We start from the raw sequence: 22,667 nt of genomic DNA on the forward strand, positions 1-22,667 counted from the left end.
CCATGGTTATGCCTTCACAGACACCGCTTTCACCCGATACTGGACCTGATGATATTGTGCCCCCGCCACCGCCAACCCGCATGGTGACAGCGCCAGTGCAGCCTACAGCCGAGTTGACCGCTATCCCTAAGCGGAGAAGTTTCACAGCCAAATACAAACTGCGCATTCTGGACGAGACGGACCAAGCAGCAGACACAGGTGGTGTTACAGCCATTCTACGGCGCGAAGGGCTTTATTCTTCTGCGCTAACGGATTGGCGTCGGGCGCGCGCTGCAGGCTCATTGGGATCATTGCAGCCGCGTCAACGTGGCCCACAAAAAGCACCCGCCAACCCATTACAGGCCGAACTGTCCAAGGCTAACCGTGAAGTTTCAGCACTACGGCGGCGTCTGGACCAGGCGGAAGCCATCCTTGCAATCCAAAAAAAAGTGGCGACATTGTTGGACGAGATGGAGCAGACGCCAGAGCGCAGCGGCAAGTCATGATGGCCGTCGCGATTGCTCTGCCCTCAGGCAGCGGCCTGACCTCAGCCGTTTGCTCCGCGCTCTCTTTGTCGCGGGCAAGCGTTTTTCGCCATCGCGCTACATTGGCTGCTCCGCCACGCGCGGTAAAGCCACGTCCCCCCTCAGCGCGTGCCTTGCCGGAAAATGAACGGGCTCGGGTACTGGACCATCTGTGTGGGCCCAGGTTTACCGACCAGACCCCCACCGAGGTATTCGCCACTTTGCTGGATGAAGGCACCTACCTCTGTTCGATCCGCACGATGTATCGGATACTGGCCGCTCAGGGCGAAGTCATTGAGCGTCGCCGTCAGCGCACGCACCCTGTCTATCAAAAGCCGGAACTTCTAGCCGAAGCTCCCAATCAGGTCTGGTCTTGGGATATTACCAAGCTGATGGGCCCGGTGAAATGGTCTTACTTCTATCTCTATGTCATCTTGGACATCTTCAGCCGCCGTGTTGTTGGCTGGCGCATTGAGCAGGCCGAAAGCGCCAGCCAGTTCAAGGAACTGTTCATGGATGCGATGGGAAAGCATGCTGTTCCACGCGATCAGTTGACATTGCATGCCGATCGTGGCGGGCCAATGAAGGCAAAGACAACGGCTCTGATGCTGGTGGATCTTGGTGTGCTCAAATCCCACAGCCGACCCCATACCTCAAACGACAACCCGTTCTCAGAGGCCCACTTCAAGACGCTGAAATATCAGCCCGAATTCCCCAGGAAGTTTGAAACCATCGAGCAAGCTCGCGACTTTTGCCGCAGATTCTTTGCATGGTACAACGAACAACACCATCATGCAGGCATCGGACTCATGACCCCTGATCAGGTCCACTTTGGACAGGCCGAGGCTGTCTATGCCGCACGCCAAGCAACTCTCGAGGCTGCGTTCATCAGTACACCCGAGCGCTTCGTACTAAAACCGCCAAAACCACCTCAAATCCCGACGGCCGTCTGGATCAATCCACCAAAGCCAGAGAAAGAAAATCAAGCTTAAAGTCCAAATGCCACTGTCTCAAAGTCGTTGACACGTTCCGCCTGACCCAACCAAAGGTGCGCGCAACCGCGCTCTTGGTATCTAAGCTTTTAACAAACCCTAATTCTTGACATGCCCCTCGGTTTATCGCCGGGGGCTTTTTTGTGGAGCGCTCGCATGAGTGAAAAGAACAAGTCAGTAACTCTCGATTTGGAATTCCCCATTTCTCACGATGGGCGTGAGATTAAAAGTCTCTCGTTTCGCCGGATGAAGGCAAAAGACTCCTACGTTGCAGAGGGCGAAGAGAACGAGCTTAAAGCCGGTTTTCTGCTGTTTGCTTCGCTTGCTGGCGTATCTATCGAGGTTATCGAGGAACTTGACGTTTCTGACCTTGAAAGGATTGGAGAGGTTATCAAGCCTCTTTTGGGAAAGTCGGGGCAGAAACTGACAGAGAGAAAACCGGCTCGAAAGAAGAAGCGGACAAGTGGCGCGACTTAATTGCAGTCACGGCCAAGGAATTAAGCACCTCAGTTGATCAGGTGGAAGAGTGGGAAATAGACAAGTTGATTGCCTACTCCCGTTCCTTACAGCGCCAGTCCAAGCGTTCCAAATAGGTGAACTTAGTCAATAAACCAGTTGGCTTTGGCGGCTCTTCTAACCACCAATTATTGGTTTATTCCACCTCCAATAGAAAGGCCGTCCTCCGTGTCAGTGATTACGTCACAGCTTATCTTAGCCCTGGTTGACAGGGTAACTGCGCCTGCGCGTGCAGCTTTACGAAACGTCGAAGGTCTCAGACGAGCTGCACAACGCAACTCCCGTCAGCTCGCTTCAATGCGTGGTGGGATGCTTGAGGCGGCTGGTGTTGGTTATGTTCTGGCGCGAGCGTTGTCATCTCCTATCAAGGCAGCAATGAGCTTTGAAAGCGCAATGGCTGATGTAAGGAAGGTTGTTGATTTTGATAGTCCTGACGGTTTCAAAATAATGTCGAAAGACATTCGTGCCCTGGCCAGAGAAATCCCCATATCAGCCGAGGGGATTGCATCAATGGTTGCGGCTGCGGGCCAAGCCGGAATGGGGGCGCCAGAAGCTCTGGAGTTCGCTAAAATGGCCGGGAAAATCGGCGTTGCTTTTGAGATGAGTGCTGACGTTACCGGGGAAAGTCTTGCGAAGATAAAAACCGCGCTTGGTTTAACTGTTGGCGAAACCGGCGATCTTGCCGATGCGCTCAACCACCTATCAAACACCTCAGCAAGCAGCGCTCCCGATCTCCTTAATTATATGCGCCGCGTTGGGTCCGTTGGTCTGCAATATGGATTTACAGCTGAGCAAACCGCAGCCATAGGCTCGGCTATGATTGCGGCTGGTTCTGATGCGGAGGTAGCAGCAACAAGCTTCCGGAATGTTGGGAAGGCTTTAGCTCGGGGTGAGGGCGCAACCAAAAGGCAACGCAAGGCCTACCGCCTTTTAGGTCTAGATGCAGTGAAGGTTTCTAAGCATCTGCAAAAGGATGCGGTCGGAACGCTTAAAGCCGTAATTGGGCAAATTCGAAAGCTGCCAAAAGAGTTACAAGCTTCAACAATGACGGATTTATTTGGAGATGAGGCGCGAGCTATAGCTCCACTCATTGAAAATGCTGATTTGCTGACAAGTGCGCTTGGTTCTGTTGCCGAGGAAACTAATTACCTAGGATCTGCGCAATCAGAATATGAAGCTAGAGCAGCCACAACAGCTTCCGCGATGCAGCGGTTCAAGAACCAGGTGAATGATCTTGGAATTTCCATAGGATCAGCACTCCTCCCAGCCCTGACCAAGGTCATGGAAACCATTGGCCCTTTTATAAACGCCTTGGCTGATCTTGCTGCCGCAAATCCGGAAGTAACGGCTGCTGTCGTTGGACTGCTGGCAAGTTTGGTTGGGCTAAGAGTAGCTGTTATGGCAGCCCGGTTTTCGTTCCTCTGGCTGACCAACGGAGCGCTAAATGCTGCTCTCGGAATTCATTATGCTGTCGGGATGATTTCAACAGCTATGGCACGTTTAAGGGCGATGTTCATCGGAGCCTGGATGATGGCAGCTCTTGGCGGTGGCGGTTTTTGGGCAGGTCTTATTACAGCCGTGTCCGGGGCTTACGCTACTGTCATGGCCGTTGTCTCAGGAATTATCGCGACAGTTACGGCTGTGACGGCTCCTGTGTGGGGCCTGATTGCTCTGATAGTCGCTGTTGTCGCCTCAATAGCGCTGGCAATCTATAATTATTGGGAGCCGATAAGTAATTATATTTCAGGATTTGCCTCAGTCATATGGGAGGCACTCCTGTCTGTCCTTGAGGCGTTGGGCGGCTTTGCATATGAAGTCGCTGCTGCTGTCGGGGAGTGGGCAACGCAAAAGCTTATTGATTTTGGTGCATGGCTTGGGATCGATGAAGCGACTATGCGGGCTGCGCTTGATTTCGCGATCACAAGTATCTCTGAATCCCTGTCGAGCATTGTCGAGACGGTGAAAGCTATTCCGGCCAAAATAGGCGACTGGATCTCTGAAATCTTTACGATGAATGACTATTCCGATGAAGCTGAGGCTGAGTTCCACGAGGCGGGCGAGAAGGCCGGGAAAGCCATTGTAACCGCAATCAAGAATGCCTTTAATAGTCTTTTCGAATGGTTCTCAGAACTGCCAGATCGGATCCTGAAGGCGATTGGAAACATTGACGTTAGCAGCCTTATTAGTTGGCCAAGCCCTCCGTCATGGCTACCCAATTTATGGGGTGGAGCTGCAAACGACAACGTTGCCCAACCGAAAACTGGAATTTCCGGCGCGCGTGCCCTTGGTGGTCAGATCGTCGGGGGTAGGAGTTATCTGGTGGGTGAAAACGGGGCGGAGGTGGTTACGCCTAGCCAATCGGGTTACGTCCACACCGCTTCTGACACTGCCAATATGGCACCAGGCGGCGGGGCTGGACCTGCAGGTGGCTCACAAACCTTCAACTTTGGTGATCTCCACTTTCACGAAACCAGCAATGCTTCTGAAATGGTCGATGAATTTGTCGATCAGGTCCAGGACCGGATGGCAGGACTTCATGCTGACCAAGAATATGCGGTGCGCTGATGCTTTACATGCTGGGAGCTTTGCAGATGGATACCTTTCCGTTTAACGCGGATCGGGTGTCCATCTCCGGCAAAGCAGATACGGCCAAAAAAGCGGTGATCGGTGGGATTAAGCCCGGCGAATTCACCGGGGACGGCGGTAAGACAATCAACATTTCCGGGCAACTGTTGCCGACAAAGATCGGCGGGCTGACTGAGCTGCAGATCGCGGACGTGATGCGTTCTACTGGGGAGGTCTTTCCCGTTATGCGCGGCGATGGCGTGAGGCTCGGGAATTACTCCATCAAGTCTACCAGTGAAACCCACAAGGAGCTTGATCGCGATGGTGTGGGCTTTGTGGTGACCTATCGGCTTGCCTTGCAACAAGAGCCTGATGAAACGCCGCACTCCCTTAATCTGGTGAGCAACCTGCTTTCCGTTTTTGACATTTTCTAGGTGGTCCAATGTCCAGAGAGATAACCGTTTCAGGTGATGATATCAGCTTGGACCTGCTGCTTGTTCGCGTGCATGGCTGGCGCGGGCAAGAGCTGATCCATGAAGCCTTGCAGCTTAATCCCGGTATCGCGGGCGAGGGGCCATACCTAAAGCAAGGGCGGGTCATACTAGTTCCCGACCTGCCAGCTCAGACCACAACGACACCGGAACCCACTATAGACCTGTTTGGATAGATCATGAGTAACTGGATTGTAGATTGGGCCGTGTCGATCAATGGGGAGGATATCTCCCAGAACCTGCGCCCCTATCTCATGAGCATATCTGCAACGGATAAGGCTGGGTATAGCTCAGACAGTTGCAGCCTTGTGCTGGATGACAGAGCGGGGCAAATCAAATTGCCAAGCGCCGGAAGTAAGCTTGTGGTCATGCTTGAAGGCAAGAAGATCTTTGAAGGGATTACGGACCGCCCCGCGTCCTCCGGGAGCCGTTCAAGTGGCCAGAAGCTCACTATTAAAGCAAAAGGGTTTGATGAACGTTCGCCGGTAAAACAGCCTTTGTTCTTCCATAAGGATGACGCGAGCCTCGGTGACTTTCTGCAGACGGCTGCCAAAAAGGCAGGGTTTACCATCAAGGTTGACCCGGCTTTTAAGGATGTAATCAGAGATTACTGGGGCGCCAGTGGAGAAAGCTTTCTTGCCCTTGGTCAGCGGTATGCAAAGGAACTGCAAGGGGCCTTTAAAATCCGCGACAAGGTGGCTGTTCTGCTGCCTTTGGGTGCTGAAAATAAGCTGCCCGGGATCAAATGCACCAAACCCGGCAACATCATCTCGTGGCAAATAAAGCCGCGAGACTTAAAGCGGGTGTTCTCCGGTGGGTCTGCCAGGTATCTGGATCGGAAGAAAGGAAAGGTGGCTGTTGTTAAAAGACCATACAAAGCCGATGAGATTGGAGACTCAGCCGCTGAAACTGAAGACGTCGTGTTTAATGCAATCCGCTCCACTTCCAATGATGAAAGCCAGGTGCAGGAGGTCCTGAAGGCTCGTGAAAAGCAAGGGCAACGCGAGAAGGCATCGGGCACGATCACCATAGATCTGGCACCAGAAGCACAGGCAGAGGGATTGTGCCAAGTGGAGGGCATTAAAACCGGGATTGATGGCACCTACCGCATTGATAGCCGCACGCACAAAGCCTCACGCGGAGGCGGGGCAACAACAACACTCAGCCTGAAGGACCCGCAGGACGGGGCAGGCAAACGTGAGGGGAAAAAGGCTGTAACGCCGAAACCCAAACCCAAACCAGTTGGAGATGGGCTCAACCGGAACGGAACCACTGGAACGCAGCAGTGACCAAGTAACGGGCAGCCCCCGATTACAAGACCACATCAATTTTGAGTTTTCATGACCCGCCCACTGAGGCGGGTTTTTTATTGGAGTAATCCGAAATGAAATCAACGAAAACGCGACTAGCTGGCGGGATCGTGGTGCTAATTGTAGCTTTCGTAGGCACGTGGGAAGGACTTCGCACGACCGCCTATTCTGACATTGTTGGAGTGGCAACCATTTGCTACGGAGAAACAGCAGGGGTCAAACTTGGAGACACCGCGACAAAAGCTGAGTGCAACACCACGCTCATGAAGTCCCTCAAGAAACATGAAGCCGGCATGCGCAGATGCCTCAAGCGCCCGGACGCAATCCCGATCAAGTCTTATGTCTCGTTCGTTTCTCTAACCTACAACATTGGCACAGGTGCCTTCTGTCGATCAACAGCAGCTAAACGGCTTAATCGGGGTGATCTGGCAGGGGCCTGCGGAGCTGCTACGTGGTACAACAAGGCAGGCGGGAAAACCGTGAAGGGCCTCAATAATAGACGCTCTGCTGAATACAAGTTGTGCATGGAGGGGGTTCGTGAATGAGTACCTTCCTCATGCTGCTGGGGCTCAGTACTTACAAGATCATAGCCGTTCTAGCGCTAGCTGGGGCCGCGCTTGCCTATACTGCAAGGATTGACCCCAGAATACCAAAAGTCCTCTCCACGCTAGCTTGTGTAGCTCTGCTCTGCGTCTCTGTCTGGTTCTCGTCTGCATATCACTATGACAAGCAGGCTGAATTGGGTCGGCTCAACGCGGACCTTCAGGCATTGAGCCGCATAGCCGCCGCTCACGAACGCGTTTCAACCCACGCTAACGCTGCCCTATTGCAACGCATAAAGCAGGTGGGCACCCTCCAACAGCAGGTAACAGAATATGAAGTTGAGTTGGAGAAAGGCGGTGTCTCTGCCTGCCCTGCTGATGACGCTTATCTTAAGCGGATGCGCTCAATCAGGTTCGGTCAGGCACCTTGAGCTTCCTCAGCCTGTGTCTGATCTTACCGAGCGGTGTAAAGACCCCGGTGTGTCCGGTGACAAAGGCAAGGATGCAATTCGGCACAGGGCAGCTTTAGTTGCATGTGAAGCGAAACGGCTGGGTTGGCAGGCCTTTTACGGGACAGTCAAAGACAACTTGAAAGGTGGGGTCAAATGATTCCCAGAAATGAAATTGGATCTTCAGCGGCGCTTGGTGTTTATGGGATGCTGGGAATTGCAAGCTCCTACTTGGAGCCTGTCCTGCAATTTGCATTGCTACTTGTGATCTTAGTTGGGGCCATTTTGCTGGCATATGGCCGTTGGTTAGATGTCCGAAATAAACGGCTGGATACCCTGATTAAACGCCAACAGCTTAAAGACTTACAAGGGACGGAAGGTGTTGGCGACTGCAAACACGGGTGAGGGAGATAGCTAAGACGAGGGCTATGGTCGGAGTGTAATAAAGTCGCAAACTGGATACGTCTAGCCGCAGGTATTGGTCGGTTGAAAGCGGATTGCCGCTTCGAGCCCTGTGCGGTTAACCTAGAGGTCGCAGGGCTTCGCAAGCACAGCATGTCGCGTGGTGTCCTAAGCTGCCATTCACCCTAGCGCAGGGCAGCACCAATCCCAACGTCGTTGCAATTTCGGGCTGTTTTGGATCTAGCATCCTTAAGGTGGATGCCAAGCGAAACAGACTCACTTCGGCTTCTCAACTGAAAGCCTTGGACGCAAATCAAGGAAATGAACAGTTAACGCCACGGACCCACCCAGCTTTTCTTGAACTCGATCACTTTCATCGCACAGCAATGAAATAAGTTCCTCTGCCTCAATCTTTCTACCGTCATCTGGATGCTCCCAATTTCGATCTTTAGAAAGGGTCACCAGTAAAGCGCCTGATCTAGAGCTCTCAGCCGCCATGTATTTTTTCACGAGTTGATTTTCAATAGTATCACGCAAATCTCTTGCCGAGCGCGTGTCTCCGAGTTTGAGCTCGATCACGGCTTCATGAGGAGAAGCCACAGAACGCAAACGAATATCAGTTTCCTTTTCGTCTGCTGTCACTGCCTCTTGATCCACAGTATAGATCGAATTTCTCAGATGATGCAGCTCTCGTGCAATTTCTCGACGCATAATTTTCTCGGTTGAAATATCTGCCCAGAGTTGTCGCGGGGAAATATCACGCAAGAGAAGGTCATCGAGATCTGACAATCGATCTTTCATGATGGCAAACATGGCTTCATTTGTTTTAGCTGGCGCTTCTCCGCTGTGATCAAGCGCCACGGCCTGTGTTTCATCAAAGGCATCCACATCAATTTCTTGCGCCCAGTTCTCCTCAGCCATAGCCAAAATCCGGTCTTTGAAGTAAACGAACAAGGGGTCGGCGGCCATCTCAAGCTTAGCTGCTAATCCTTCCTCACCTTTCGCATTGAACAACGCAGTTACAATGTTATTGCGTGCCCACTCAGCGTTATCCCGCGTATCCGCCGTGTAAGACCCTTCATGGCTTGCATCATCTTGGATCCGAACATGTCTATAGGCAAGACGAAGTAGCCGCAGTAACATTTGCGGGGTAAAACGCTCGTCACTTAAACCAATTGCATCCTGGCGATCTCCGAAAAGGATGGCAAACCACGACACAGCCTCAGACCGCTCGGCTGGCTCAACCGTTTTTATCTGTTTTTCCAGTTTTTCGATGCCAACGAGCGGGGCAATCCGCATTAAGGTCGATAACCATACTTGGTGCAGTTCAATAGGTAGCTCTAGCTCAAGCCTTTGGACCGCCACTTGTTTTAGTCTCTCAAATGCGGTTCCATCATCATGCTTTAGAATTTCGCGTGTAACCTGTCGAACTCTTCCGGTCATTCCGTCTGTATTGTTAGCACCTAGGACTTGATCCTCACCTGTTTCCAACCATATTTCCAAGCGTGGTATGAACAATCTTGCCACTGTTTCTGACGTGTAGCCGATTCTTTGAAGCATCATTGAATGGCCATGTGCAGCTGGCTCCTGGCCAAGTTCCCATGAAAGCTCGTTACCGAGCGTCTGGTCCACTGCACTTGGATACGCCTCTGCTAGAGCCTCAATCCATTGAGGTAGGCCGTTTAGCTTGATCAAAGCATATCGTATAGCTAACAATGCTTCTTGATCGCTGAGCTTGGTTGCCCAGTCAGGATCCTCCGCCTCAGCGTATATTGCTGCCAATCCTAGCTGCCAACGTGAAAAATGAGTATTATGTTCTCCTTCAGACCTTTCGCTGGGAAGGGTTGGATGCTCATCTCGCCAGATCTTCATTAGTACGCGACGAAGCCGATCGACAGTTTCTTTATTGAACAGCTCTTCAATAAAGCGGCGATTCCAGCCAGATGACCAGATGTTGTCCACACCATGGGACATGGCACGCCACAGATTAAAAGCCGTAATTTTACTTTTCTTAGACGAGAAAGCGTCCTCAGGCTGATTAGCTACTTCGCGGCAAAACAAAACCCAGCTAGCGTAGGCCTTCGCTTTGCGGCGCTCTTCCTTCTTTTTTAGTTGAGCTTGTTGCCTTTCCATGCGCCGTTCATCTTTTTCATATCTGGATGGCTTTAGCGCTTCATCAATCCTATGCAGGAATGAAGGTTCATCAGATACGAGAGGTCTAAGTCCTTCAACATGTTTTTTCCAGATTTCTCGATTTGGAGACAAGCGAATTGCTGCCTCCAATAGCACAGCACGTTTGCTTACATCGCATGTGTTGTCACCTAGCGTATTGCACACCCAAGTTAGATCCCGATCAGAGTTCAGGTGGATCGGTTGGTCATGAACCTTAATTGCTGCGAATCGTTCCCGAGGGTCTGTTAGTTCATGGAGGGATTGAAGCAAAGCATCTTCGATCCAAAAGAGACGAGCAGTGCCATCTGCATTTAAACTAGCCAGCCGTTTTCTAAGTGAATTGTTCGGTTCACCATCACCGTAATTACTGTGATTTAATCGCAAGGCAAGAGCCCCAGCGTGAAGCCATTTATCGCTTTGGTCGAACTTGAGGCCACGTTCGCATACTGCGGCTAACACTGAGCTGAGATGCGGCTGATTACATGTGATATGTGGTAGATAGTGCCGCCACTTTAGCCCTTTTTGTACAAGATTCAGCAGGCTATCGCGAAGAAGCTCCAGAGTAATGATACCATGTTTCGACGTTTGTATCGTTCTAGCCAAGTGCCAAGTTAGGCCGCTTACATTGCTATTTGCTTGTTTAATCCATTGAAGAGTCTGACATAGTTCACCAACCGAAGCGTGTTTGGGAAAGAGGCGTATCATTGCTCTTTCTGCAATACTATCAGGCCAACAATCGTCACCTGCAGCAATTGCGGCCACAAATTCACTTAGCCGCTTATCTTCAAGAGCGATTAAAGCATCAAGAGCGAATATCCGTTCTCTTTCAGAGGCTTCGGTGTCTTGGGCGACATCGAAGGCGATATCCGCACAAGCTTCTATATGTCCTTCTGCGATAAGGTCTAAGAGAACCTCCCGAACATCAGGGTTTTCAACTCCGCCTTTCCAAATTCTGTCGATATCACTTGCTAGTTCTCTCGTAGCAAACCGATGAACCTGTATTTGGGGCACCTGAATGCCTCGCCACCCACCAACGCCATACCGGTTTGCAAATGCCGAAAGAGCCTGATTCCGCTGCTTTTGAGTGAGAGATTCTGGATCACCTTCATCCAGTAATACAGCGGGTTCATGATCCCGTAGTAGCTCAAAAACTCTATTTTCATGTAACGCGAGCCAACCCGCTATAGGTCGTTTGGATGGTCGAGCTATTGTTTTACCTTTGGTTTCTGCAAAAAGAATGCGTTTTAAAGCATTGAATGGCATACCTTGTCTTCGAAGAGTTATGAGCCGCTCAGAAGCTAGGTATTCTGTGACAGAACGATGATGGAAGCGCACTCGGCCATAAGATGCAAAGCCAAAAAGCGGGCGTTCAAGCAGTGCTTTTCGTTCGTTGGGCTGCCAATCTGATAAAATGGTTGCTGGATCGAGAGCGACTTCATCACTAACAACATCTGACGCTGCGCTATGCCGGATTGTCAGTCGTCGCGTTACTTGCATTGCAAGAGCTAGCCTACAGGCTCCTTCAATTGCCTTGTCGCTAGACAACTCTGCTGGTTCACGTCTGCCGTCATGAGGAAGTAACTTAACTCGAACGTTGGATGCAACTTGATCACGATGAGACCTGATGCGATTGTGTTCTCGCCAGTCCACACATAGTTCGATGAGATCTTGAGGCCTGCGTGCAAAGTCTTGAGCATTGCGTCGCTGCAGATCTTCCAGAAGGAGTTCGGGGTTACTTACACCCTGGCCTCGGGAAAATTCGACAATCTGTTCGTCCGACAGCGGCATCAAAGCTACCGTACGCCACTCAGGTGCAGTGTTATCGTTCTTAGTGTTACGCCGTTCCTGCTGGTCACACATAGCGATTTTCGCAAATTTTTCCTCGCTCGTTTCAGAAGAAGGCGCTGGAGGGACAGGGAGGATGTCTCGGATCAGTTGCTCGTCGATGGGGATCGGCCGCGTCGTTATGACGATCCTTGCCCGGTTAAGTTGATTTCCGATGCACTTCTTCAATCTCTTAAGCGCACGTTCTAGCGAACCCAAAGTTAATTTTAGCTCGTCGACCGAGTCTAGGAAAAATGTCGCAATGTCAGATTGCGAGGAAAGCCAAGCATCCAGCCGGGCCTCTTCGCCTGCATCTAGCAGGTTGCGAACGTCTTCTGTGGCCAACGCTGCCAGTTCAACAAAAAATGCTGGCTCGCCTGCTGCCCAAAGACGATTTGCTTGGGTTTGACATTCATATGTTTTTCCAGCGCCCGCTTCGGAGATCATCAGTACACGTTGTGATCGTAACAAATCATCCCATGCCTTGCCGCTAGACCAACCTAAACTGACTAGGTACGTTTGCTGATTTGACTCACTGAGTTTTCCGTCTGGGACTGTTTGAAAAATGCGTTCAATCATATTCGTATACTTATGTTGTGCATGAGGCTAAGGCGTACAAAAACTATTACTACCAATTGTATTGTTTGTAAAAAAATTCAATACAGAGTAAGAGAATTACTGTTTCTACAAACTCATTGATGAATATGTAAACTTTCCTTTTTTCGCACAGCAACGAACCGAAGTTTCATCCGCGTTGTCGTCGTTAGTCTGTCGTGCCGGGAACAGCTGCTAGAGCCTTAGCTGCTATTCGCTCAACACTATAATTTAGTCGTCCCTAGGAGTATCAATAGAGGTACTTCCGATAGCCTTCCTCAACGCTACCGGACTAGGTGGCTGACGCATTACAGTCTTAGATGCCGCCTTCATGGTGTGGTTGCGGTTTCTGGATATTAAGCTCAAGCGGAAACAGTTGGGGGACGATTAAGTGGTATTCGATCTGCAGGGTGAACTTTACTGTTTGCTTCGATTGTCTTTCTCAAAGATAATGTTCGTTGATTTGTAAAAACCGCCGGTAGACATTCAAGCGCTAACCTTTCGGGTCCATTAAAAACAATTGAAAACGCGCTATTTTCGAAATCTATATTGAAAAACAAAAGATGGTCAGCCTTAACCTTAATTGACCGAAAAGCAGGCCCGCGGTTTGTTCCTGTGGCTTTGACTTGAACAGTCCTTCCATCGCTCCAATTACCGGAGATCCCTTCCTTAGACCTTTGCTTACCAAGAATGATACCAAAATACTCTACAGCTAGGGCCTCGCCTATATCTCCCACTAAATTTCCATCAAAAGTGAACTTAAGCGAACTGCAATGCCCTTTATCAAGCATCATCTTATTATAATGCAGCTTTAGCTGAGCCCTAGCCTCGACTAGCGGCCTAATTGCATAGGGAAGAGCAAAGGAACGTACTTCCATGCTTGTTTTGTGCTCACTCATATAAATGTCTCGTTTCCTAAGTAGCCGCCAACTCTTCAGTCGTATTGAGAATTAACAAATTGAATGCGTCAATCAGTTCGATTGGCATAAAGTCATTATGTATTGATGGAATTTCCAGGGAAATTTATTTGGACAACCCCGCGTTACCAAATATTTTCATATTTAGAATTGCTAGCTCTTTGAGTATTAGATCATCAAGAACATGCCCTCACTTGTGAAGAAACTCCTCTAAAACCTTGAGTACCACACCAAGGGCAATCAGCAACAAATTCAGTCACAGTAATCTCCTAAATCAACCTGTAATTGGTGTATTGTGAGTCTTGCTCTTTGCCAAGCCTAGGAGTTTGCACAGCAGCAATTCTCATTATGGGAGTGAGACCTGTCGCCCGGCTTGATTTGATCTGAACGCTCACCAGTGTCGCTGAGACAGCGGCAATGAGACACTAAAAGCTATTCCCCGTTTGTTTCAGGCATGATGTGAACTGTTTTTGGGAGGGCATATCAACACAGGATTTAGCCAGGAACAAAGAAGAAACTTCAAAACAACTTCCGGCTTCTGTATCATTCTGCCTATCAAGCAATAGTAAGGTTCTCTAGAGCTATCTGAGCGGGGAAACACTCAAGCGACTAGTGCTAAATGTGCTTTACATTTTCTTTGTAAGGTATTGATGCGTAGTGTGTGCTTTGGGTTGTGCTGTACAAATAACCCATTGATTTCATTAAGAAAGACTTAGCCTTCTAAGCCGACGGTCGCTGGTTCGAATCCAGCAGGGATCACCACTCTCTTTTTTCCTCCCTATCTTATTGAAAATACGTGTTTATTAGATTTACCTAATAATACTATTCGTACCAGTTGTTCGTACCATATTTTTTGGGGATTGCTGGTTCTTAGAATGTGCTGCCGTCTTTGACGGTATTAGCGTTCAAAGCCTTATCAAGCGTAGCTCTGACGAGGTGCCTTCGTGCATGTACGTATTTCGTTCGTTTTCTATGTATTATTGCGATGGTTACGAGACGCAGAGGCTATCGACCGGTGCTTCATTGTGATCACAAGTGCAAAATCAACCATTATGACTGTTGTCATAGAGAACTTGTACTGGCAGCTCTAACATCACATTCAACAACAAGACCATCACGGTCTCCACGCGTCCTGTTGACCACAACCTGTACTGCCTCAATGACTTGCATAAGGCGAGCGGTGGTAAGACCAAGCACAAACCTGCGCAGTTCCTCCGAGGTTTAAGAGGTGCAAAAATGCACACCTTAACAATCCAAGGCAAAGGCAAGACCCAAGGAACCTACGGCGGCGAGAAGACAGTCTACAAGTAGGCAGCTTAGGTTGACGACGACTTCTATGATGCTGTCTTCGATGCGTTCAAAGCCGCAGCTAATGGTGATGGTGCTAAGGCAGTTGAGATTGCTAAGTCCGTTGTCGATATCCACGAAGCAATGCTAATGGCTAAGCCTCGCCAACTTATCCGTCAGTTCTTCTTGGACTCTACTGATATTACTCAGACCACCACAGACTTCATTAAGGCCACTCGATACAACAAAGAGGCTGGTTATGAGGAACGCATTAGGTTTGCTCAGAGTGCTCGCTAAATCATCAACGCAAGCTACGACAAGCTCCACGCTTCTAAGTTTGCTGAAGCCGCACAACACGCAACAGCTCTCCAGATCCTCGCAGAGTATGAGCGCACCTTAGTTCGCCGCAAGCCTCACTAAGTGAATTTTGCAGAAAAATCTGTGACCCTATTTACTAAGTCTATGCAGTTCAAATTCCCCGGTGCCCCTCGATCTCTTTTGTCTACCTATGCCGGTCTATCAAACATTGGCGAAGGGCAACACCCAGGGGACTCTCTACGTCTTTCTTGGATTTCTCAATGAGGTCATCAATCCACCTAGAAACGCCAGCAAGAGGAACGGAACATGGCTGTCACTAGGCCAAGCTGCCAAGATGGTAGGGGCATCCAAGTCCGCCATAAGCCGGTACATCAAGACCGGCAAACTATCAGCAAACACAACGGACAAGGGTGGGTACCAGATAGACCCAGCTGAGTTACATAGAGCCTTCCCAGATCGACAGTGGAACCTAAAGAACCCATCCACCTTAGAACCCACCGAACAATTGGCAACCCCTTAGCCTGTACTTGAGAGCGTCACAGAAGCCGCTGAGCTACGGGGCAAGCTATCAGGGGCTGAGCATGTGATTGAACATCTCAAGGAACATCAAAAGAGCTGAAGACGGAGAGGGATGGGTGGAGAGATCAGGCCAATGAAGCAACGAAGACCACCCAACGCCTCCTTGAAGATCAGAGGGAGCGGAACACCAAGGGCTGGTTCGCTAGTGTTCTCTCTATCTGATGAGGGCGCGCTATGGCTATCATCGGTCAGGACTGTGCGTCAGCAGAGTTTTTGGGTCCAGGAGCTGGAAAAACTAAGCGAGAGTTTGGCTGATCTGGTTGGTTTGATTATGCGGCGTGTTGCCTGTGATGCAAGCGGCGCATTTCGAGTGTCTTTCGTTTGATCCCTTCCCTTTGTTTTAGAATAGCTTTGTCGCGCCCGAAATAGACGTCGGCGGCCGTGAGGTTGCTTAAACTCTCATGGTTGTAGTGAGTGATGAAGACTTCGATCTGGTCTTCAAGGTCACCCGGCAGGAAGTAGTTTTCCAGCAGAATCCGGTTCTTCAGAGTTTGATGCCACCTTTCGATCTTTCCTTGGGTTTGGGGGTGATAGGGTGCGCCGCGCGGGTGCTTCATACCTTTACACTGTAACCATTCTGCCAGATCACCAGAGACGTAGCTGGAGCCATTATCGCTTAGTAACCGGGGTTTGTGGGCAACGTGAACCTGGTCGCAACCTGATGCCTGCAACGCCAGATCCAATGTGTCGGTCACATCTTCAGCCCTCATGTTGGTGCAGAGCTTCCACGCAATGATATAGCGGCTGTCGTCGTCCAGGATTGTGCTGAGATAGTACCAACCCCAACTGAGAACCTTAAGATAGGTGAAGTCCGTCTGCCAGAGCTGATTGATGGTTGTCGTTTTGTCCTTGAACTCATTGGCGGCCTTGATGACGATGAAGGCGGGGCTGGTGATCAGGTCGTGTGCCTTCAATACGCGGTAGACAGAAGCCTCTGATACAAAATACTTTTCCCGATCAGTGAACGTAACCGCCAATTCCCGAGGCGATAGCTCCGTCTCTTTCAAAGCCAGCTTGACGATCTTGCGCCTTACCTCGTCAGGGATGCGGTTCCAGACGTGCTTGGGTTTGGGAGATTGATCATTCAGTCCAGCCTCTCCGCGCTGTAGATAACGCTCATACCAGCGATAGAACGTGGTGCGGGGAATACCGAGCTTGGTCAGTGTTTAGCGAGCTGACTGGTGGCCTTCGTCAACCAACCTGATGATCTCCAGCTTCTCAGATGCGGCATACCCCATTCTGGGTCGCCCCCACCCTCGAACATGCTTTTTTTGAGCAAGCGGAGTTCCAGCGTTTGTTCAGCCACTACTTCCTTCAAATCGTGGGCTTCCCGGCGTAGGTCTTTAACCTCTTCAGTATTTGCCGCACGCGCCGTATCACCAGACAAACGCCGCTTGCCTGCTTCCATGAAGTCTTTCGACCACTTGTAGTAGATACCTTGCGATAAGCCTTCCCGGCGGCACAGCTCAGCAATGCTATCTTCGCCGCGCAGGCCGTCCAAGACGATCCTGATCTTCTCTTCTGATGAATAATGTTTGCGGGTGGCGCGTTTAATATCCTTGATGATCTTCTCGCCGGGGCTATTGCCTGTTCCTGTTGTCTGTCTCATGTCCCACTCCTCAGTGGTTACGATGAGCCAAAAACACTCTCTTATCAAATACTGCTATTTGGACCCATAGGGGCTGACGTCAGACATTCAGGACCAATACCAGCACATGCTGAAGCCCTAGGTTGTTTCAATCGACCTAGCTTTCTCAATCGTGGTGCCTTTGCTCCGAAGATATCAAGTCTTGGGTTTGATACCTTAGACATTACGCGACGCTCAACACTGTCAAGACGCTTGATGCAGCATCTGACTACGCTCTGGAACCACACTTTAAGACCTTCAGAAATGGCAGAGAAACATGTTGCAGTAGGGTTGGTTATGACTTACATACTAAACTAAATCCAACACCCATATGCTACACCCGGAGGATTGCAACATGAAGTTCGGTTACGCCCGTGTGTCCACCAAGGACCAGAACGAAGCACGACAGATTGAAGCCCTGAAAGACCACGGCATTACCGAGAACGATATCCTGATCGACAAGGTATCCGGTGCCACCAAGGATCGCCCTGCGTTGGATGAGCTGCGGGCTAAGCTGCGTGAGGGTGATGAGGTGGTGGTCTTGTCAATGGATCGCCTTGCCCGTTCACTGATCGACCTGAATGAACTGGTGCAGGAGATCACCCAGAAGGAAGTCACTGTTCGCTTCATCAAAGAAGGCCAGACCTTCAAACCAGCAAGCCAAGGCAAAGACCCAATGGCAACCCTGATGCTAGGCGTTCTAGGTTCCGTCGCTCAGTTCGAGCGGGACATCATCAAACAGAGGCAAGCTGAAGGCATTGAGGTTGCTAAGGCCAAAGGTGTCTACCAAGGTGGCAAGCCTACGATTGACCGTGCCAGAGTGCAGAAGATGCTGAGCCAAGGCATGAACAAAAGCGCCATTGCTCGAGAGCTGAAGGTCGATAGGACCAGTGTGATCAGGATCACCAAGGAGCTGGGTCTTTAGATACGCGCAGATTTGCGCCCACCCTTGAAAATAAACATGCTGTTTTGGCCCATTTTAAATGCCGGAAATCCGACCTTTAGTGACGAGGGCAGGGCTGGCGGTAGCCTACGGAACGGCAATATCCGGTCCCGAAAGGCTATATCAGATATAGCTTTAGTGGGTTGGTAGAGGCTTTGTGTCTCCTCCCACTTTTCTGCAACCCCAGAACCAAAGTCACCACAATGAACCCACCTCAGCCCCAAGGCTTCACAAAGGGACGAACCTAGATCGCCTAGGGAGCCTCAGGGTGAGTTTTAGAGGTATTCACACACTCCTCTACCAATGAATTCAAGAGCATCTCAGCGACGTCCTGAATCCCCCTAGAGCCAGTGTCACACTAAAGATCGGCACTGACCAAACCCCATTAGTTTCCCATTGAGCGAAGACTGATTGAGACCCTATTTTATAGCCAGTACCTCCCTAGATAAATTCAGAGAAACCTAGGACTTTAAGCACCCTGAGTAATGTGTTTTGAACAAGACGCCCTACAACACGCACCCTCAGGAACCTTAAGTAGACCTAGGTACCCTTAGCGTCCCTGCAGGTAAGGGCTGACGTCAGACAGATCTGAGCAAGATCGTGCCTTTGCTGGAGGACATTCACGAGCGGTTATCGGGCGTTATCATAGAGCGTCTATCATACGCTGAGCGCATCCAACTATATGACCGCACTGAGACACTCTTCTATCTGGACCCACTATATTGGGCTTGCGAGGATTATTATGGGAAGGGCGTTTTCACAGCTGATGATTTCCAAAAGTTGGCAGACCAACTCAAAAGCCTAAAGGGCCGCTTCCTTCTGTCCATCAACGATATCCCACAAATCAGAGAAATCTTCGCGCACTTTGATATGGAAGAGGTGAGCCTCAATTATACCGTAAGCACCAAGAGCCAGAAGAAGGCTCAGGAGCTGGTGATTAGTAACTGAAACAGGAACCCAATATGGGCGTTAGAAAGGCGTGGTTTGAAGCTCTTCTAACGCTTGTAATTCGGTAAGGAATGCAAAAGAGTGGGGTGCACATCAAAACGCCCACCTATGCAAAAATTCGCCCCGCGCCACAGCTGCAAGCGGGAATATGAGGGGTAAATACTGCTTACAAATTCTCTCATTTGCTTACATAGTGCTGACACGAAGCCCAAAAGCGAAAAGCTCCCGGATGGGAGCTTCGCAAAACCTCTTTAGGTACCATGAGGTTAAATGGTGAGCCCGCACGGTTTCGAACCGTGGACCTACTGATTAAAAGTCAGTTGCTCTACCAGCTGAGCTACAGGCTCACAGCAGCGTCTGGTGTGGTCGCTGCCTGTGAGGGGTCTTCTAAGGATTGCAGGGGCTTAGCGCAAGTGTCTTTTTTCTATTTTCCACATTGTCTCAACTCATCAGTCAATTAGCAGAGCTCGTGATTACTAGGTCCGTCGCAGGTAAATGTGGAGAGTAGGGCGCTCCTCACCTCAAAGGCATTCTCAAAACATGTTGAGGGCCAGCAACTTCGCCCCAATAAAGCTCACCGCTATTTTCAAATCCACCCTTCATATATATGCCCTGAGCTATCGGGTTTTTACAATTCACAGTAAGGTATACACCTTCATAACCCGCATAGAGCACCGAAAGATAAGGCTTCAAAGCCGAGACAGCTTGCTTGCCAAAATCTCTTCCTTGTTGTTGGTTATGAATAAAGAAAGATAGGAGGCCAAGGTCACCTTCAGCAGCAAAAATCATAGCGTTGATTATATAAGGTGTCGATTTCAAACAGACCAATGAGGTCTGAACCATACATTATGCAATGTATGTGATTAATCTTATTTCTGCTTTTAAGGACTTCAGAAGGAATGCCAACAAATTTTAATTGGTCCAGAGCAACACTTAAAGCAAGCGCATCACCTTCATCTGAACTGGTAAATTCTCGTAAATGCATCATCAGATCTCGTTTATCGCTTCCATCAGCGAAGCATGTACATATGTAGAACAAACAGAAAACAAACGGCAAGGATATTTTGTGAGCAGCCCATATATCCGGCTATGAGTGCGTCAATTGCGCTCGTATTTTCGTCGAACTGAAAGGCTCTAAGAAAAAATGCTGATATCACTAGGGCATATTGTCTCGATTTATCCGTAGAAATACAATCTATTCACCTCAAAACGACGTGTTTATGCAGATGTTTCACCTATTTTCACATGCAGGAGATGGTAAACCTGAAACGTCTATGTTCCTATTTATCTGCATATATTCAATAAATTGCATCGAATTTCATTTCTTGTTATTCCAGATTTACCCACTAATTCTACTTTTAGTTGTGATATATCGATTAGCTGTGGAGATGCGTCTTTTGACTGATCTCTCCCAAACCCTTTTTGATCTGTAGCAAAGAATTACATTCCAAATAAGCGCACCTACTAATGTATATTCTTCATACGAAATTGGGTTACTCGGCTATGCGCGCTCCATGGTTACGCACTGTCCTACTTCTAGCACTAACATTCTTTCTCAGTGTGTCGCACAATGCGATGGCCGCGACAGAATCCTCCACACGTGTTCTCGATTTTGCAAAAAAGGTTGAGGTCACAAAGTTTTTCCCAAATGCTGACAGGTACGGCGAGCTTCGCAAAGACATCGCAGTTCTCCCTGCTATGGCAGGAGATAAGGTGCTGGGTTGGGTTTTCCTGACCACTGACCTTGTTTCCACAACGGGGTATTCCGGCAAACCAATTGACACACTCGTTGGTATTGATCCGAAAGGCATTCTGACCAGTGTTCAGCTGGTAAAACATGCCGAACCAATCGTTCTTATTGGTATTCCCGATAGTGAAATCAAAAAAGTTACAGAAAACTACGCCGGCCTAGACATCAAAGATGAGGTGAAGCAGGGCGGCTCTGCGCACGAACTGGATATTATCTCCGGTGCGACTGTAACGATTATGGTGATTGACGATTCCGTTGTTCGCGGCAGTATTAAAGTAGCCCGCACACTTGGTTTGGGGGGATTAAAAACTGCAACTGGCGATACCGGTCCTAAATTCATTATTGACCCCGCCAAGCAAGATGTATCCAATTGGATGAGTATGACGGGTGATGGCACCGTTCGTCGCCTGTCTATGGATGTTGGCCAGATTAACGCCGCCTTTGCTCAGCAGGGAAATCCCAAAGCAATCAAGCGTCCGGAAAAAGGTCCTGAAACCGATCCGTACATTGATATGTATTTGGCACTTGCCGACGTCCCAAGTGTTGGTAAGACCCTCTTGGGAGACGCGGAATACGCCAACCTCAAAAAACGCATGAAGGAAGGCGACCACGCAATTGTCGTTCTTGGTCGCGGGCGCTATTCCTTTAAAGGCACGGGGTACGTGCGCGGCGGCATTTTTGATCGCATTCAGTTGATCCAAAATGACATTTCCGTCCGCTTCAGAGATCGCCAGCACACTCGTTTGGGCGACGTTGAGGTAAGCGACGCCCCATCCTTTAAAGAACTGGACGTCTTCATAATCCCAGGTGATGCCGGTTTTGATCCAAGCAAACCGTTCCGCCTGCAATTGCTGGTCAACCGCGCGATTGGTGCCATCGAAAAGACATTTCTGACCTTCGATCTTGGCTACCAGCTGCCTCCACAATACCTGAAGAAGGTAGAGCAGGCTCCGGCAGTTGCTGCTGCAAACAGCGGACAAAGCACCTCAGCGCAGGCTATAGAGGAAACTCGCCCTGAACTATGGAAGCGTATCTGGAATGACCGTCAACTCGACATCATCATTCTTGGTGTAGCGCTGACAATTCTATCCGGTGTGTTCTTCTTCCAGATGCAAGTGTCTAAATCTGCACGCTTCACATTCTGGTTCCGTATTGGCTTCCTGACCTTTGTTCTGTTCTGGCTTGGCTGGATGCAAAACGCTCAGCTTTCCGTTGTAAACGTCCTGGCGCTCTTCTCAGCTATCACAACTGATTTCAGTTGGACTGCATTCCTGATGGATCCACTCGTATTCCTTCTATGGTTTGCTGTGGCAGCAGCTCTTCTGTTTTGGGGGCGTGGCGCGTATTGCGGGTGGCTTTGCCCATTTGGCGCTCTTCAGGAGCTGACCAACCGTATAGCCAAGTTCTTCAAGGTGCCTCAAATTACGGTTCCTTGGGGCCTGCATGAGCGCTTGTGGCCACTGAAGTACATGATCTTCCTGGGCTTATTTGGGATGTCATTGTACTCACTGGCTCTTGCTGAGCATTACGCAGAAATTGAACCATTCAAGACTGCGATCATCCTCAAATTCCAACGCGCATGGCCGTTCGTAACTTTTGTTGTCGTCCTGCTGATTGTCGGTCTGTTCGTTGAACGCTTCTATTGTCGTTACCTTTGCCCTCTTGGAGCAGCTCTGGCCATCCCTGCGCGGTTGCGCATGTTTGATTGGCTCAAGCGCTACAAGGAATGTGGCAACCCATGCGCTCGCTGTGAAAAGGAATGCATGGTTCAGGCAATTCACCCTGAAGGCAACATCAATCCAAACGAATGTCTGAACTGCCTGCACTGTCAGGTTCTGTATCAGAGCACAGAAAAATGTCCGGTCTGCATTAAGAAGCTTACCAAGCGTAAGAAGTTTGAAGCGCAGACGGGTATTTAAAAGGCGGAAAGGGCACTTC

At 49.7% G+C, this 22,667-nt stretch carries 15 protein-coding genes, 1 tRNA gene and 2 pseudogenes; 13 read left to right on the forward strand and 5 right to left on the reverse strand.

Annotation, left to right across the window (positions count from 1 at the left end; translation table 11 throughout):
* Positions 1–110: 110 nt before the first annotated feature.
* The 10 genes and pseudogenes from BLS62_RS11060 to BLS62_RS11100 all read left to right on the forward strand — a co-directional run.
* Positions 111–1,495: pseudogene (locus BLS62_RS11060) on the forward strand (IS3 family transposase); the annotation flags it as partial.
* A 156-nt stretch (positions 1,496–1,651) separates the two neighbouring features.
* Positions 1,652–1,972, forward strand: a complete 321-nt coding sequence (locus BLS62_RS11065) for a phage tail assembly protein (protein ID WP_093180553.1) — start codon at positions 1,652–1,654, stop codon at positions 1,970–1,972.
* 207 nt (positions 1,973–2,179) lie between these two features.
* A complete protein-coding gene (locus tag BLS62_RS11070) occupies positions 2,180–4,576 on the forward strand; it encodes a phage tail tape measure protein (protein WP_093180555.1) in 2,397 nt (798 codons plus the stop codon).
* 26 nt (positions 4,577–4,602) lie between these two features.
* A complete protein-coding gene (locus tag BLS62_RS11075) occupies positions 4,603–5,010 on the forward strand; it encodes a phage tail protein (RefSeq protein WP_208990814.1) in 408 nt (135 codons plus the stop codon).
* An 8-nt stretch (positions 5,011–5,018) separates the two neighbouring features.
* Complete coding sequence (locus tag BLS62_RS11080; RefSeq protein ID WP_093180562.1) at positions 5,019–5,243, forward strand: tail protein X; 225 nt, start codon at positions 5,019–5,021, stop codon at positions 5,241–5,243.
* A 3-nt stretch (positions 5,244–5,246) separates the two neighbouring features.
* Complete coding sequence (locus BLS62_RS11085) at positions 5,247–6,356, forward strand: phage late control D family protein (protein ID WP_143521540.1); 1,110 nt, start codon at positions 5,247–5,249, stop codon at positions 6,354–6,356.
* 95 nt (positions 6,357–6,451) lie between these two features.
* Positions 6,452–6,922, forward strand: a complete 471-nt coding sequence (locus tag BLS62_RS11090) for a lysozyme (protein ID WP_093180568.1) — start codon at positions 6,452–6,454, stop codon at positions 6,920–6,922.
* Positions 6,919–7,350, forward strand: coding sequence for a hypothetical protein (locus BLS62_RS11095; RefSeq protein WP_093180571.1), 432 nt, complete (start codon positions 6,919–6,921; stop codon positions 7,348–7,350). Before BLS62_RS11090 ends, BLS62_RS11095 begins: the two co-directional genes overlap by 4 nt.
* Before the next feature lie 13 nt (positions 7,351–7,363).
* Positions 7,364–7,528: a hypothetical protein gene (locus BLS62_RS31030; protein ID WP_159436522.1), complete on the forward strand. Its 165-nt coding sequence runs from the start codon at positions 7,364–7,366 to the stop codon at positions 7,526–7,528.
* Complete coding sequence (locus tag BLS62_RS11100) at positions 7,525–7,773, forward strand: hypothetical protein (protein ID WP_093180574.1); 249 nt, start codon at positions 7,525–7,527, stop codon at positions 7,771–7,773. The genes BLS62_RS31030 and BLS62_RS11100 overlap by 4 nt, the downstream gene beginning before the upstream one ends.
* A gap of 273 nt (positions 7,774–8,046) precedes the next feature.
* On the opposite strand, the gene BLS62_RS11105 is transcribed toward BLS62_RS11100, so the two are convergent.
* From BLS62_RS11105 to BLS62_RS11120, 3 genes and pseudogenes are all read right to left on the reverse strand, one after another.
* Complete coding sequence (locus BLS62_RS11105; protein WP_093180577.1) at positions 8,047–12,345, reverse strand: NACHT domain-containing protein; 4,299 nt, start codon at positions 12,343–12,345, stop codon at positions 8,047–8,049.
* Positions 12,346–12,722: 377 nt separating this feature from the next.
* Positions 12,723–13,259, reverse strand: a complete 537-nt coding sequence (locus BLS62_RS11110) for a DUF6998 domain-containing protein (RefSeq protein ID WP_200798498.1) — start codon at positions 13,257–13,259, stop codon at positions 12,723–12,725.
* 2,471 nt (positions 13,260–15,730) lie between these two features.
* Positions 15,731–17,070 (reverse strand): annotated as a pseudogene (locus BLS62_RS11120) (IS3 family transposase).
* Between the two features lie 373 nt (positions 17,071–17,443).
* On the opposite strand from BLS62_RS11120, the gene BLS62_RS11125 reads away from it, so the two are divergent.
* Together BLS62_RS11125 and BLS62_RS11130 are read left to right on the forward strand one after the other, a co-directional pair.
* Positions 17,444–18,013: a recombinase family protein gene (locus BLS62_RS11125; protein WP_093180583.1), complete on the forward strand. Its 570-nt coding sequence runs from the start codon at positions 17,444–17,446 to the stop codon at positions 18,011–18,013.
* A gap of 618 nt (positions 18,014–18,631) precedes the next feature.
* Positions 18,632–18,979 carry a DNA adenine methylase gene (locus BLS62_RS11130; RefSeq protein WP_143521541.1) on the forward strand — a complete coding sequence of 116 codons (348 nt, stop codon included), beginning with the start codon at positions 18,632–18,634 and terminating at the stop codon, positions 18,977–18,979.
* A 271-nt stretch (positions 18,980–19,250) separates the two neighbouring features.
* Here the strand turns inward: BLS62_RS11130 and BLS62_RS11135 are convergent.
* Positions 19,251–19,326, reverse strand: a tRNA-Lys gene (locus tag BLS62_RS11135).
* 169 nt (positions 19,327–19,495) lie between these two features.
* Complete coding sequence (locus BLS62_RS11140; RefSeq protein ID WP_093180589.1) at positions 19,496–19,768, reverse strand: N-acetyltransferase; 273 nt, start codon at positions 19,766–19,768, stop codon at positions 19,496–19,498.
* A 786-nt stretch (positions 19,769–20,554) separates the two neighbouring features.
* On the opposite strand from BLS62_RS11140, the gene BLS62_RS11145 reads away from it, so the two are divergent.
* Positions 20,555–22,648: a NosR/NirI family protein gene (locus BLS62_RS11145; protein ID WP_208990815.1), complete on the forward strand. Its 2,094-nt coding sequence runs from the start codon at positions 20,555–20,557 to the stop codon at positions 22,646–22,648.
* Positions 22,649–22,667 lie beyond the last annotated feature (19 nt).

The sequence above is a fragment of the Pseudovibrio sp. Tun.PSC04-5.I4 genome (genome assembly GCF_900104145.1).
Lineage (GTDB): Bacteria > Pseudomonadota > Alphaproteobacteria > Rhizobiales > Stappiaceae > Pseudovibrio.

Bases quoted from the DNA above. Each gene is read 5' to 3' on its own strand.
- BLS62_RS11065 (WP_093180553.1), top strand. From the start codon at position 1,652: ATGAGTGAAAAGAACAAGTCAGTAACTCTCGATTTGGAATTCCCCATT.
- BLS62_RS11075 (WP_208990814.1), top strand. From the start codon at position 4,603: ATGGATACCTTTCCGTTTAACGCGGATCGGGTGTCCATCTCCGGCAAA.
- BLS62_RS11080 (WP_093180562.1), top strand. From the start codon at position 5,019: ATGTCCAGAGAGATAACCGTTTCAGGTGATGATATCAGCTTGGACCTG.
- BLS62_RS11085 (WP_143521540.1), top strand. From the start codon at position 5,247: ATGAGTAACTGGATTGTAGATTGGGCCGTGTCGATCAATGGGGAGGAT.
- BLS62_RS11090 (WP_093180568.1), top strand. From the start codon at position 6,452: ATGAAATCAACGAAAACGCGACTAGCTGGCGGGATCGTGGTGCTAATT.
- BLS62_RS11095 (WP_093180571.1), top strand. From the start codon at position 6,919: ATGAGTACCTTCCTCATGCTGCTGGGGCTCAGTACTTACAAGATCATA.
- BLS62_RS11100 (WP_093180574.1), top strand. From the start codon at position 7,525: ATGATTCCCAGAAATGAAATTGGATCTTCAGCGGCGCTTGGTGTTTAT.
- BLS62_RS11105 (WP_093180577.1), bottom strand. From the start codon at position 12,345: ATGATTGAACGCATTTTTCAAACAGTCCCAGACGGAAAACTCAGTGAG.
- BLS62_RS11110 (WP_200798498.1), bottom strand. From the start codon at position 13,259: ATGAGTGAGCACAAAACAAGCATGGAAGTACGTTCCTTTGCTCTTCCC.
- BLS62_RS11125 (WP_093180583.1), top strand. From the start codon at position 17,444: ATGAAGTTCGGTTACGCCCGTGTGTCCACCAAGGACCAGAACGAAGCA.
- BLS62_RS11140 (WP_093180589.1), bottom strand. From the start codon at position 19,768: ATGATTTTTGCTGCTGAAGGTGACCTTGGCCTCCTATCTTTCTTTATT.
- BLS62_RS11145 (WP_208990815.1), top strand. From the start codon at position 20,555: ATGGCCGCGACAGAATCCTCCACACGTGTTCTCGATTTTGCAAAAAAG.